This window comes from Rhodoplanes sp. P11 (genome assembly GCF_964266735.1).
In the GTDB taxonomy this organism is placed as follows: domain Bacteria; phylum Pseudomonadota; class Alphaproteobacteria; order Rhizobiales; family Xanthobacteraceae; genus Rhodoplanes; species Rhodoplanes serenus.
On record NZ_CAXWGY010000001.1, the window covers coordinates 41,782 to 54,563 of the forward strand.

Annotated in this window: 9 protein-coding genes; 6 read left to right on the forward strand and 3 right to left on the reverse strand. The window is 71.8% G+C overall.

The window, feature by feature from the left end:
• Positions 1-92 precede the first annotated feature (92 nt).
• The 5 genes from scpA to ACFQUV_RS00230 all read left to right on the forward strand — a co-directional run bounded on the left by scpA (position 93) and on the right by ACFQUV_RS00230 (position 6,523).
• Positions 93-2,258 carry a methylmalonyl-CoA mutase gene (gene scpA / locus ACFQUV_RS00210; protein ID WP_129611554.1) on the forward strand — a complete coding sequence of 722 codons (2,166 nt, stop codon included), beginning with the start codon at positions 93-95 and terminating at the stop codon, positions 2,256-2,258.
• A 408-nt stretch (positions 2,259-2,666) separates the two neighbouring features.
• On the forward strand, positions 2,667-3,818 hold the full coding sequence (locus ACFQUV_RS00215; protein WP_129611553.1) for a threonine synthase: 1,152 nt from the start codon (positions 2,667-2,669) through the stop codon (positions 3,816-3,818).
• Complete coding sequence (locus tag ACFQUV_RS00220) at positions 3,815-4,477, forward strand: transcriptional regulator (protein ID WP_129611552.1); 663 nt, start codon at positions 3,815-3,817, stop codon at positions 4,475-4,477. Before ACFQUV_RS00215 ends, ACFQUV_RS00220 begins: the two co-directional genes overlap by 4 nt.
• A 250-nt stretch (positions 4,478-4,727) precedes the next feature.
• Positions 4,728-5,624 (forward strand): DMT family transporter, encoded by an 897-nt coding sequence (locus ACFQUV_RS00225; protein WP_165364179.1) that lies wholly within the window; start codon positions 4,728-4,730, stop codon positions 5,622-5,624.
• A 116-nt stretch (positions 5,625-5,740) separates the two neighbouring features.
• Positions 5,741-6,523: a DUF3298 and DUF4163 domain-containing protein gene (locus tag ACFQUV_RS00230; protein WP_129611550.1), complete on the forward strand. Its 783-nt coding sequence runs from the start codon at positions 5,741-5,743 to the stop codon at positions 6,521-6,523.
• Positions 6,524-6,735: 212 nt separating this feature from the next.
• Here the strand turns inward: ACFQUV_RS00230 and ACFQUV_RS00235 are convergent, their stop codons facing one another.
• From ACFQUV_RS00235 to ACFQUV_RS00245, 3 genes are all read right to left on the reverse strand, one after another.
• Complete coding sequence (locus ACFQUV_RS00235; protein WP_129611549.1) at positions 6,736-7,323, reverse strand: Uma2 family endonuclease; 588 nt, start codon at positions 7,321-7,323, stop codon at positions 6,736-6,738.
• A gap of 66 nt (positions 7,324-7,389) precedes the next feature.
• Positions 7,390-9,048, reverse strand: a complete 1,659-nt coding sequence (locus ACFQUV_RS00240; RefSeq protein WP_165364178.1) for a hypothetical protein — start codon at positions 9,046-9,048, stop codon at positions 7,390-7,392.
• A 252-nt stretch (positions 9,049-9,300) separates the two neighbouring features.
• Complete coding sequence (locus ACFQUV_RS00245; RefSeq protein WP_129611547.1) at positions 9,301-11,445, reverse strand: hypothetical protein; 2,145 nt, start codon at positions 11,443-11,445, stop codon at positions 9,301-9,303.
• Positions 11,446-11,766: 321 nt separating this feature from the next.
• On the opposite strand from ACFQUV_RS00245, the gene meaB reads away from it, so the two are divergent.
• Entirely contained in the window at positions 11,767-12,771 is a 1,005-nt protein-coding gene (gene meaB / locus ACFQUV_RS00250; RefSeq protein WP_129611546.1) for a methylmalonyl Co-A mutase-associated GTPase MeaB, read from the forward strand.
• The last annotated feature ends 11 nt before the right edge of the window (positions 12,772-12,782 follow it).

Here is a 12,782-nt window from a genome sequence, read left to right on the forward strand (position 1 = left end):
TCCGCCACGACGGCGACCACGCCGACGGCGACGGACCGACAGGACCTGAGACTTTGGCGGCCGGCGGGTCGCTTCGCGCGAGAGGCTCGAACATGACGAGGATTCCGGATTTCTCCACGGTCGCGTTCGCCGACACCGCCGCCCCCGCCCCGACCGGCGCCGAGGCTGCGCCCTGGCTGACCCCCGAAGGCATCACGGTGAAGCCGGCCTACACGGCCGCCGACCTGGACGGGCTCGACTTCCTCGACACCTATCCCGGCATCCCGCCGTTCCTGCGCGGCCCCTACCCGGCCATGTACGTGACGCAGCCGTGGACGGTGCGCCAATACGCCGGCTTCTCCACCGCCGAGGATTCGAACGCCTTCTATCGCCGCAATCTCGCGGCCGGCCAGAAGGGCCTGTCGGTGGCCTTCGACCTCGCCACCCACCGCGGCTACGACTCGGATCATCCGCGCGTGTCGGGCGACGTCGGCATGGCGGGCGTGGCGATCGATTCCATCTACGACATGCGCACGCTGTTCTCCGGCATCCCGCTCGATCAGATGAGCGTGTCGATGACCATGAACGGCGCGGTGCTGCCGGTGATGGCGCTCTACATCGTGGCGGCCGAGGAGCAGGGCGTGCCGCCCGTGAAGCTCGCGGGGACGATCCAGAACGACATCCTCAAAGAGTTCATGGTGCGGAACACCTACATCTATCCGCCCTCGCCCTCGATGCGGATCATCTCCGACATCTTCGCGTTCACCTCGCAGAACATGCCGAAGTTCAACTCGATCTCGATCTCCGGCTATCACATGCAGGAGGCGGGCGCGACGCAGGACCTCGAGCTCGCCTACACGCTCGCCGACGGCGTCCAGTATGTGCGGGCCGGCCTCGCGGCCGGGCTGACCATCGACAAGTTCGCGCCGCGCCTGTCGTTCTTCTGGGCGATCGGCATGAACTTCTTCATGGAGGTGGCGAAGCTGCGCGCCGCCCGCCTGCTGTGGGCCAAGCTGATCAAGCCGTTCGAGCCGAAGGACGCGCGCTCGCTCTCGCTGCGCACCCACTCGCAGACCTCGGGCTGGTCGCTGACCGCGCAGGACGTCTACAACAACGTGGTGCGCACCGCGATCGAGGCGATGGCGGCGACGCAGGGCCACACCCAGTCGCTGCACACCAACGCGCTCGACGAGGCGCTGGCACTGCCGACCGACTTCTCGGCGCGGATCGCCCGCAACACCCAGCTCTTCCTTCAGCAGGAGAGCGGCACGACGCGCATCGCCGATCCGTGGGGCGGCTCGTTCTATGTCGAGCGTCTCACCTATGAGCTGGCCAAGACCGCCTGGGGCCATATCCAGGAGGTCGAGCAGCTCGGCGGCATGGCCAAGGCGATCGAGGCCGGCATTCCCAAGCTGCGCATCGAGGAGGCGGCCGCCAAGACCCAGGCGCGCATCGACTCCGGCGTCCAGTCGGTGATCGGCGTCAACAAGTACAAGCCCGAGCAGGAAGCCGCCATCGACGTCCTGAAGGTCGACAACTCCGCCGTCCGCCAGATGCAGATCGACAAGCTGGCGCGGCTGCGCGGCGAGCGCGACCCCAAGGCGGTCGAGGCCGCCCTCGACGCCCTCACCCACGCGGCCTCCGATCCGGCCAAGGGCAATCTGCTGGCGCTGGCGATCGAGGCGGCGCGGAAAAAGGCGACGGTCGGCGAGATCTCGCTGGCGCTGGAGAAGGTGTTCGGTCGGCATCGCGCCGAGATCCGGGCGATCTCGGGCGTCTACAAGCGGGAGGCCGGCGCCATGTCGCAGGGCATCGATCGGGTGCAGAAGCTGGTGGCGCAGTTCGAGCGCGACGAGGGCCGGCGGCCGCGCATCCTGGTCGCCAAGGTCGGCCAGGACGGCCATGACCGCGGCCAGAAGGTGATCGCCTCGGCGTTCGCGGATCTCGGCTTCGACGTCGACATCGGCCCCCTGTTCGCGACGCCCGGCGAGGCCGCCCGCCAGGCGGTGGAGAACGACGTCCACATCGTCGGCGTGTCGTCGCTGGCCGCCGGCCATCTCACGCTGGTGCCGGAGCTGAAGGCCGCCCTCGCGCAGGAAGGCCGGCCCGACATCATGATCGTGGTCGGCGGCGTCATCCCGCCGCAGGACTGGGACGCCCTCAAGGCGTCCGGCGCCGAGGCGATCTTCCCGCCCGGTACCGTCATCTCGGAGGCGGCCGAGGAGCTGGTGAAGAAGCTCAACCGCCGCCTCGGCCACGAGCGCGAGGCCGCCGAGTAGATCGTCGGCGCAGCGTTCCGCCCCGGACCAGGCCACGCAATCGGACGGCCGGCATCCATGGATGCCGGCCGTCGTCGTTTGCGGCCGGGTCAGCGCCGGCTCGGGGTCCGACCCTCTCCCGTCGGGAGAGGGTCGGCGAGCAGAGCGAGCCGGGGTGAGGGCCATAAGCATCGAAGCATGGTGCTCGCGCCCCCCTCACCCGGATTTCTCGCGCGAGCGCGCGAAATCCGACCTCTCCCCGCACGCGGGGAGAGGTGAAAGCCGTGCCACTCGCTGCCCCCCGCGCCGATCGAACGGCATCAGCCGGCGGCCCACACTGGACATTTCGTCCATTTTCATACATCTAGTCCAACGATCGCCCGCTGCGCCACAGCCGGGCGGCTCTGCCACGAACGAAGGACCGCCGGCATGGCCGAACTCCGCTTTCCCGATCCCAGCTCGGTCGCCCCCGGCTTCTTCGATCCGAGGACCGGCGCCCGCTATCCGCTGGACGTGCCGCGCTGGTGCTCGGACGACCGCACGCCCCTCTTGGTGACGCCCGGGCGCGGCATCGGCCATGACGACATCGAGCGCGGCACCCGCTCGCTGTGGCGCTATCGCGCGGCGCTGCCGGTCTCGATCCCCCATCCAATCACTCTGGGCGAAGGCTGCACCCCGCTGGTCGAGCGGCCATGGGGCGACCGGCGCGCCGCGTTCAAGCTCGACTGGCTCAACCCGACCGGCAGCTTCAAGGACCGTGGCACCAGCGTGATGCTGTCGTTCCTGCGCCAGCTCGGCATCGACGCGGTGCTGGAGGATTCCTCCGGCAATGGCGGCTCCTCGGTCGCCGGCTACGGGGCGGCCGGCGGCCTGCGGGTGAAGATCCTGGCGCCCGCCTCCACGTCGCCCGCCAAGATCGCCCAGGTGCGCGCCTACGGGGCCGCGGTGCAGCTCGTCGACGGCCCGCGCGAAGCCTCGCAGACGGAGGCGATCCGCCAGTCCGACCGGACCTTCTACGCCAGCCACAACTGGCACCCGTTCTTCCTCGAAGGCACCAAGACGCTCGCCTACGAGATCTGGGAGGATCTCGGCTTCGTGGCGCCCGACAACGTGGTGGTGCCGGTCGGCGCCGGCAGCAGCCTGCTCGGCTGTCATCTCGGCTTCAAGGAGCTGGTCGCGGCCGGGCAGATCGCCCGGTTGCCGCGCCTGTTCGCCGCCCAGCCGCTCGCCTGCTCGCCCGTCGATGCGAGCTTCCGGGCTGGCGTCGACACGCCGGTCGACCGCCCGGTCCGACCGACCATCGCCGAGGGCACCGCCATCGCGCGGCCGCTGCGGCTCGCCGAGATGATCGCGGCGCTGCGCGAGAGCGGCGGCGGCACCGTCGCCATCCCCGAGGAGGCGATCGTCGCGGCGCTGCGCCGGCTCGCCGCGATGGGGCTGTTCGTCGAGCCGACCAGCGCCACCGCGGCGGCGGCGCTCGACGCGCTCGCCGACGTGATCGCGCCCGGCGAGACCACCGTCGTGGTGCTCACCGGCAGCGGCCTCAAGGCGGCCACCACGGTGGCGGATCTGCTGCGATGACGCGCGGGCGCCGCGTCGCGGCCCGATCGCCGGCCGCGACATCGCCACCGCGGGACCCGCTGATCGACCAGCTCGAGCAGGTGGCCAAGGGGCTCGGCGAGACCTTGGCGCCGTTCTGCGAGGTGGTGCTGCACGACCTCACCACCCCGGACCACGCCATCCTGGCGATCCACAACAACCTGTCGGGCCGGCGGGTCGGCGACCCCGCCACCGAGCTGGGCCTCGCCCGCATCGCCGATCCCGCCTATCCGCAGGTGATCACCAATTACGCCAACATGCTGCCGGACGGGCGCCAGGCGAAGAGCACGTCGATCGGCATCCGCAACGCCGCCGGCGACTACGTCGCGGCCCTGTGCCTCAATGTCGACGTGACGCTGTTCCGCGGTGTCCAGGACATGCTGGCGCAGTTCACCGCGCTGCGCACCCGCGAGGGGCCGCCCGAGTCGCTCGCCCCCGAGGGCGCCGCGGCGATCCGCGCCCGCATCGACCAGTTTGCGGCGCGGCGGGCCACCACGCCGCGTGCCCTCGCGGCGGAGGAGCGGCGGGCGCTGCTGCGCGAGCTGCGCCAGGCCGGTTGCCTGGAGATCCGGCGCGCGGCCGACATCATCGCGGCCCATCTCGGCGTGTCGCGGGCGACCGTCTACGCCGACGCGAAATGACCGCCGGCCGCGCCCCGTTGCCAAGCGTCGGGTCGTGGTGCAGAGGAGCGCGACGAACCGTCGTCGATCGGGATTCCGTACGCATGTCTTTCGTCCGACCGCCTCCGACCATGGCGGCCGCCGCTTTCGCCGCCACGGCATTCGCCCACCTCCCGGCCGCGATCGACGGTCCGGCGATCGGCAGCTCGGCGACCGACCTGGTCGACACCGGACCGAGGGCCGCGGTGCAGCGCCCGACGGGTCCGATCCCGTGAGGGCGATCCTCTCGCTCGTCTTCGTCTCGCTGCTGTGGGGATCGTCGTTCCTGTTCATCAAGGTGGCGGCCGGCGGCATCGATCCGCTCGGCATCGCGGCGGGGCGGCTGGTGGTGGCGGCGTGCTGTCTCCTGCTGCCTGCCGTGGTGCGCAGCGTCGCCTGGCCACGCACGCGCGCCGCATGGGGCAAGATCGTCCTGCTGTCGCTCGGCGGGCAGATCTTCCCGTTCCTGATGCTCGGGCTCGCCGGACACCTCACGACCAGTGTCGACATGGCGCTGATGATGGGAGCCGCCCCGCTCGTCACCTTCCTGATCGCCCGCGTGGTGCCGCCGGGGGAGCCGTGGACGCTGCGCGCCGCGGCGGGTCTCGGCCTCGGCTTCGTCGGCGTCGTGATCGCGTTGTCGCCGCCGGTCGACGTGCTCCCCGGCGGCACCGACGGACATCTGATCGGCCGCCTCTGTGCGCTGCTGGCGGCGGTCGGCTACGCCGTGGGGGCGATCGTCTCCCGCAACCTGTCGCGCGAGGTCGGCGCGACCATGATCGTGACGGCCTCGATGTCGCTGTCGGCCGCCGTCGCGGCGGCGTCCTGGCTCGCCCTATGGGGTGCCTCGGCTGCGGCGGTCCTGGAGACGGTGTCGACCGCGTCGATCGTCGCGCTCGTGGTGCTCGGCGTCGTCAACACCGCCTTCGCCTACGTGGTCTATGTCCGGCTGATCCACACCGCCGGCGCCGTGTTCGCGTCCCTCAACAACTACCTCGTGCCGGTCTTCGGCCTGGTGGTCGGCGCGGTGGCGCTCAGCGAGCCGGTCGGTCCCGCCGCCCTCGCGGGCCTCGCCCTCATCCTCGGCGGTGTGCTGCTGGTGCGGGTGGGATCGGGACGCGCGCGCTGATCGGGCCGGCCCCGAGCGAGCGCGCCGGCGCCGGCGGGTGTGACCGCAGCGTTGCCAAGCACGGCGCCGTCCGGCACAGAGATGACGGGTCTCCTTCCGTTCGGGTTCGACCGTCCATGATGTTCGCCAACTGCCTGCGCATCGCGGCCGTTCTGGTCGTGCTGATCACCGCGCCGCTTCCGGCCACCGCCGCCACCGTGACGACGGCCGACACCAAGGCGCTCACCGCCAAGCTCGAGGTCGCCGACGTGCTCGCCAAGCCGCCCGGCCTCTACGAGAACCTCGCCACCGAGGGCCGGCGCTGGCTGTCGCAGAACCGTGCCGAGGCCGAGAAGGCGTACAAGGACGATCCGTCCGATTTCGCCGACGGCCGCCGCTGGACCTTCGAACGCACCTACACCCAGGTGTCGGCGGTCGGCCGCTATGTCGGCGTGCTGCGGCGTGACTACGTCTACAGCGGCGGCGCCCATCCCAACACGGTGCTCGACACCATTCTCTGGGACGGCGCGATGAAGCGGCGCATCAGCGTGCGGCCGTTCTTCACCGAGACGGGCGACGGCGGCCCCACCCTGACGGCGCTGGCGGCGGCGATCCGTGCCGCCGTGCGGGCCGAGAAGAAGGCGCGCGGCATCGAGGTCGCCGACGATCCCGCCAAGGACGATTGGGTGTCGGCGATCGAGCCGAAGCTGCTCGGCCTCGGGCCGCTGGTGCCGATCGGCTCGACGGTGCCGGGCAAGAGCGGCGGGCTCGCGGTGTTCTTCTCGCCCTACGCGGTCGGCCCTTACGCAGAAGGCTCCTACACCGTGGTGGTGCCGTGGCGCACCTTCGAGCGCTTCCTGTCGGACGAGGGCCGCGCGCTGTTCGCCGGCGATCCCGTTCCGCCCCCGAAGGACGAGTGATCCTGTGTCCGGGCGATCAGTTCGCCGTCGTTCCGGGGCGCGGCCCCCGGATCGGCGCGTCGCGCCGTCCGAGTGCCGCGAACCCGGAACCAACGACACACGTCATCCCGCGGCAGACTTTTGACTCTCGGCTGGATTCCGGACAGCCGCTTCGCGGCTTCCGGAATGACCACCACATGGATCAGCCGGATCTCGTATGAGCCGGTCGCCGCTCAGGCCACATCGGCGAGGCGGAACGAGAAGCCCGGCACCGCCGCGCAGGCGAGCGTCGCGTCGGCCGGGTGCGCCACCACCGACGACCAGCCGTCGCCCTGCGGGGCGGCATGCACGACCGTGGTGCGCTCCATGGTGTCGATCACCCAGTACTCACGGATGCCGTGGCGCGCATAGAGCCGCGCCTTGACCTTGCGGTCGAAGGCCCGGCTGGTCACGGCGACCTCGATCAGCAGCAGCACGTCGTCGGCGCGCGGCTGTGCGAAGCTCTTCGGGTCGGCGTCGTAGACGGACTGCGCGATGACGCACAGATCGGGCGCGACGAGAATGTCGCGGGCGAGCTGAACCGTGGAGTCGACCCCGACATAGAACCCCGGCCCCACCGCCCGGACCAGCGCGATGTTCAGCGCGTTCTTCACCCGATCGTGGGCGATGCTGTTCGCCTGCATCGGGACGATCTCCCCCTCGATCAGCTCGAACCGCTCGTCCTCGCCGAACACCCCGGCCTCGATCATCAGGCGGACGTCGTCGACCGTGAAGGCGCGGCGGGGGTAGCCTTCGGCACCTCGGGTGACGGCGACGGTCATGGGCAAGCCCTCGTAGACCCGACGACTATAGTGGGCGCGTCGGCCCCCCGCGAGTCGGCGCGCCGCTCAGTGCCCGCCGGCGCGGGCGCCGCGGCGGCTGACGAGCGCCGCGAACCACGGCGTCTCGCGCACCGCGGCGAGATCCTCGTCGGCGAGCAGGTGATGAGCATCGGGCAGCATGCCGGCCGCTTCGGCGGTCTCCAGCGCGGCGCGGCAATCGTCCGGGCGACCGCGTAGCGCCGCGATGCAGGCGAGATTGTAGGTCTCGTGCGGCACGGTGCGCAGCGCCGCCCGGCAGCTCTCCTCGGCGCGGTCGAGCAACGCCGCGCGGGTCGCGGCATCGGCGGCGCGGCGTGCCCAGCGCATCAGCCCGGTGGTGCGATCGCACAGCGCGTCGTACTGGCCCGGATCGATGCGCAGCGCCGCCGCATACTTGTCGTCGGCCAGCGCGAACAGCCGCTCCGCCGCCGCCGGGTCGGCGGTACGCTCGGCGCGCTCGGCCAGCTCGGTGCCCCAGTTGATCAGCGCCTCGGGCCGGTCCGGCCGCAGCCGCACCGCCTCGGCATAGCGCTTCTCCGCCTCGCCCAAGAGCCGCTCGGCGGCCTCGGCATCGCGGGCGAGCCGTGCCCGCGCGGTCAGCGCCGCGCCCCAGCTGTACAGCGCCTCGTGCGAGGCCGGATCGACCCGCAGCACCGCCGCGTATTTCGCCTCGGCCTGGACGAACAGGCGATCCGCGGTGTCGGGATCGGAGGTGCGGCGGGCGTGCTCGACCAGCGCGGCGGCGCCGTTGATCAGCGCCTCGGGACGGTCCGGCCGCAGCCGCAGGGCGGCCGCATACTTGGCCTCGGCGGCGGCGAGCAGCCGCTCCGCCTCGGTGCTGGCGCTGCGCCCGGCCCGCTCGGCGAGCGCATTCGCCCAGTCGGTCAGCGCCTCGTACTGGTCCGGGACGAGCTCCAGCGCACGGGCGTATTTCGCCTCCGCCTCCTCGAACAGCCGCGCCGCCACGGCGGGGTCGGCCGCCCGTTCGGCCCGGTCGGCGAGCGCGTTCGCCCAGTCGACCAGCGCCTCGACCTTGCCGGGATCGAGCCGCAGCGCGGCCGCGTACTTGTCGGCGGCGATGTCCCACAGCCGGTCCGCCTCGGCCGGGTCGGCGGCGCGACGCGCCAGCGCCGCGAGCGCCACCCCCCAGTCGACCAGCGCGCCCGGCTGGTCGGGATCGAGCCGCATGGCAGCCGCGAACTTGACGTCCGCCTCGCGCAGCAGGCGCTCGGCAGTGGCCGCGTCGGCGGTGCGGCCGGCCCGCTCGGTCAGGGCGGTGGCCCAGTTGACCATAGCGTCGCCCTGGTCGGGCGCCAGACGCAGCGCCTGGGCGAACTTGGCCTCGGCCTGAACGAACAGATGGTCGGCAACGGCGGCATCGGTGGCCCGCTCGGCCCGCTCGGCGAGCGCGATGCCGAAGCCGTTGAAGGCGTCGGCCCGGTTGGGCGCGAGGCGGGCCGCCTCGGCGAACTTGCGCTCGGCGTCGATCAGCATCCGCTCCGCCACGGCGGGATCGTCGGCGAGGCCCGCCCGCTCGATCAGGGCGAAGCCCCAGCCGATCAGCGCATCGCGGTCGTCGGGCCGCGCCCGCAGCGCCATCGCGAAGGCGTCCTCCCACTCTTCCAGCGGCCGATGGTCGTTCTCGCCGACCACGACATCGCCCGCCGGCCCTGCTGACTCGGCCATGGTGTTCCCCCCGGTTGACTGCATCGTGGCGATCTTGTTCCACGCGCCCGGCGGCACCGGACGTCATGGCGTGCGGCCCGATCAGAGTACCACCGGGCCGGGCAGACCGACAACGCGGACGCGATCGAAAGTCGCCCGACCGGCGCCGCGCGCGGGCTGCCGTTCTCCATGAGAAGCGCGAGCCGGTGCCGCGGTTCAGTCCGCGGCTGGGCGCATGCGACGATCCAGCTCGCTGCCGGCCCCAGGGCGCTCCTACCGCACGTCGACGATGGCGCGGCGGTCGAGGATGTCGCGGGCGTGCCGCACCACCGCGTCGGCCACGATGGCATGGCCCTCGGCGGTCGGATGGAACGCGCCGGAGTAGAGCGCCGCATACGCCGGCTGGAGGATGTCGAAGGGCGAGATGCCCTCGCGGTGGGTGTTGGCGGTGAGGAAGGCGTCGTTGGGGCTGTGGATCAGCCGCCACCGCTTGCCGTAGGGGAGCGCCGCCGCCGGCGAGTAGGGCTGAAACTCGTCGATACGTTGCGACAGCCGCGGCATCATCATGTTGATCTGGTCGGCCAGCGTGCGCTGCGGGTCGCGGGCGCAGACGCCGCGGCGCGCGAACATCGCAGTGTGCTCGGCGACGAAGCGGAAGCCGGTGCCGCTGCCGGTGGCGAGCCGCGGGCAGCCGGGACGCCGGCGGGCATCCGCCATGCACTCCATCCGGGCTTGCAGATCGCGGGTGAAGTCGGAGACCTCCTGCACCCGGGCGCTGCCGTAGTGCAGCTTGGGATGCACGTCGAGCCCGACGGTCGGCTGCATGCCGCAGACCCGGCCAGTCTCGTCGAACTGCACCGGCTCGTAGGCATTGTGCAGCACCGTCGCGGGATCGACCCCGAAGCCGTCGACCAGCGCGTCCTTCAGCGCCTTCATGCGGCGGTCGAGCACGTCGAGATAGACGCGGGCGACGTGCGGCTCGAAGCGGAGCTGGCGGCCGACCAGCCCGGCGATGGGGGCGAGATCAGCGGCGCTCTCGGTGATGCCGTAGGCGACCAGCGCCCCGAAGCCGACGTCGTTGCCGCCGATGGACAGCAGCACCAGATCAATCGGCCGCTTGCGGCTCTCCGGCGGGCACCAGAACTTGGTGAAGGTCTGCTGGCCGATGCTGGTGGAGCCGTGCGCATAGGTCGGCAGCGTGTAGACGGCGTCACGCGAGCGCGGCGCGCCCGGCCGGCAGATCAGCTCGGTGAGCTGGTCGAGCTGCGGCACCACCACGCGCTGGGCGTTCGGCCCGGTGGTCTGCTCGCGCGGCTCGCGCGGGCCGAACAGGCCCTCCGCGGTGTCGGAGCCCGAGCAGGCGAGGCTGACGAAGCTGACGGCGCGGTGGCGGTTCTCCAGTGCGAGCTGGAGGCCGACGCGGAACGGATAGCCGTATTGCGAGCGGTGGCAATCGGCCGACAGCCACTGGGCCCCGCGCTTGTCGAAGGCGGCCTGGAACTCGGCCGAGGACGGCCGGTAGATCAGCCCTCTCTCCTCGTCCTCCATCAGCCGCTTGGGCAGCGATTTCGGATTGACGACCTCGGGCGCCGAGGCGATGCCGTAGGTCGGGGCGCCGCGCATCGAGCGGGTCGCCACCTCATCGCGGGTGTTGACCGGGTCGTAGACCATCTCGCGGCCGGCGCTGAACACCACCGGGCGATCGGGATTGCTCTCGCCGGAGGCGAAGGAATCGCCCATGGCGACGATCAGCACGTCCTCGACCACGATGTGGGAGTCGACGAGCTCGCGGCCGTCCGGCAGCCGCACCGAGACTGCGACGCCCGAGGCGGCGCGTTGCGTCGAGAACGGGACGCGCTTGATCACCAGCGGCACCGTGCAGGACTGCCGCACCGTCTCGCCGGCGCCGCCGCGGCGCGGGCGCCACGTCCAGGTGCAATCGCCGGCGGCAGACGCCAGATGCTGCGGGGCGAGCCGCACGATCACCGTGTGGGCGTCCGGCAGGATGGTGTCCTCCTTGGCGGTGCCCCAGGAGTACTGACGGTCGCAGGTGACGAGATAGCGCCGTGGCCGGGCGTTGCGGTCGTAGCAGTTGACGTCGAGCGTCTGCGCCGCCCAGCCGAGCCGGCTCCTCTCGTAGTTGCGGCCGGCGGTCGCCGCGCAGGCGGCCGGCGAGGAGGCGTCGCGGCAGTCGGGATCGTTGAGGCGGCGCTCGGTGCGCCACACGATGTTGCCGGGCACCGGGTCCTCGGCGGCGCCGCGCACCGCCTTGTAGGCCCGCTCGTGCAGATCGAACGCGCTGGTGCGCTTGAAGAAGCGGAACGGGTTCTCAACCTCCCACAGGAGATCGGCGGCCGCCGCCGGGGATGCCGCCAGCGCGAGCGTCACGACGGCGGCCGATGCGACCCTTCGGGTCATCGCCGCACTCGAACCCCTCGCACCAGCGGTCGTCGGAACCGATCCGGAGCGCATGAGATCCCCTCCCCGCGGAAATTTCTCGAATGATATCGGTTTGGTAGGGCAAGGGGAGAGGAAAGTTCATGTTTCGTTAACCACGCCCATAAACCATTGATATCAATGATCATGAGCGGCGGGTGCGATGGCCGGCCCCCGAGGGCGCGGTGCCGCGACCCCCGCCCGGCCGGCCCCGGCGCAACCCGTGTCCTGGCGGCCTGCATGGCGCCGTCGCCCCGGCGGGCGTTCCGCTCGCCGCCGACCTGTGCTCTACACGGGGGCACCATGAGTCCGCGCACCCACACCGCCCCGTCGGCTCCCGACATCGACCGCCTGGTCGCCGGCGTCCGCGCCGGCCAGCGCGCCGTGCTCGCCCGCGCCATCACGCTCGCCGAGTCGAAGCGCGCCGATCACCAGCTCGCCGCCCGTGCCCTGGTGCAAGCGCTCCTGCCGGACACCGGGCAGGCGCTGCGCGTCGGCATCACCGGCGCTCCGGGCGTCGGCAAGTCGACCACCATCGATGCGCTCGGCGCCTACCTCACCGGCCAGGGCCACAAGGTGGCGGTGCTGGCGGTCGACCCCTCCTCGGCCCGCACCGGCGGCTCGATCCTCGGCGACAAGACCCGGATGGCGCAGCTCTCGGCCGATCCGCACGCCTTCATCCGTCCGTCGCCCTCGGCCGGGACGCTCGGCGGCGTCGCCGCCAAGACGCGCGAGACCATGCTGATCTGCGAGGCCGCCGGCTACGACGTGATCCTGGTCGAGACGGTCGGCACCGGCCAGTCGGAGACCACCGTCGCCGACATGACCGACTTCTTCCTCGCCCTGATGCTGCCCGGTGCCGGCGACGAGCTCCAGGGCATCAAGAAGGGCCTGGTCGAGCTCGCCGACATGATCGCGGTCAACAAGGCGGACGGCGACAACCTCCCCCGCGCCCGCACCGCGGCGGCCGAGTACCGGGCGGCGCTGCACATCCTGTCGCCGCGCTCGCCGAACTGGCAGGTGCCGGTCGTCACCTACTCGGCCTACACGGGCGACGGCCTCGCGGCGCTGTGGGCCAAGGTGGTGGAGCATCGCGACACCATGACCAAGACCGGCGAGCTGGCGGCGCGCCGGCGCGACCAGCAGGTGAAGTGGATGTGGTCGATGGTCGAGGACCGCATGCGCACCCGCATCACCTCCGATCCATCGCTCGCCGCCAAGCTGCCGCGCCTCGAGGCGGATGTCGCCGACGGACGGCTGTCGCCCGCCGTGGCGGTCGACCGGATTTTCGCCGCGCTCGGGTGGTGACTGGCGCGTCG

What these genes read in the sequence shown, in the direction of transcription:
- ACFQUV_RS00240 (WP_165364178.1), bottom strand. Translation starts at nt 9,048, where the DNA reads ATGGCCGAGTCAGCAGGGCCGGCGGGCGATGTCGTGGTCGGCGAGAAC.
- scpA (WP_129611554.1), top strand. Translation starts at nt 93, where the DNA reads ATGACGAGGATTCCGGATTTCTCCACGGTCGCGTTCGCCGACACCGCC.
- ACFQUV_RS00230 (WP_129611550.1), top strand. Translation starts at nt 5,741, where the DNA reads ATGATGTTCGCCAACTGCCTGCGCATCGCGGCCGTTCTGGTCGTGCTG.
- meaB (WP_129611546.1), top strand. Translation starts at nt 11,767, where the DNA reads ATGAGTCCGCGCACCCACACCGCCCCGTCGGCTCCCGACATCGACCGC.
- ACFQUV_RS00215 (WP_129611553.1), top strand. Translation starts at nt 2,667, where the DNA reads ATGGCCGAACTCCGCTTTCCCGATCCCAGCTCGGTCGCCCCCGGCTTC.
- ACFQUV_RS00245 (WP_129611547.1), bottom strand. Translation starts at nt 11,445, where the DNA reads ATGACCCGAAGGGTCGCATCGGCCGCCGTCGTGACGCTCGCGCTGGCG.
- ACFQUV_RS00235 (WP_129611549.1), bottom strand. Translation starts at nt 7,323, where the DNA reads ATGACCGTCGCCGTCACCCGAGGTGCCGAAGGCTACCCCCGCCGCGCC.
- ACFQUV_RS00220 (WP_129611552.1), top strand. Translation starts at nt 3,815, where the DNA reads ATGACGCGCGGGCGCCGCGTCGCGGCCCGATCGCCGGCCGCGACATCG.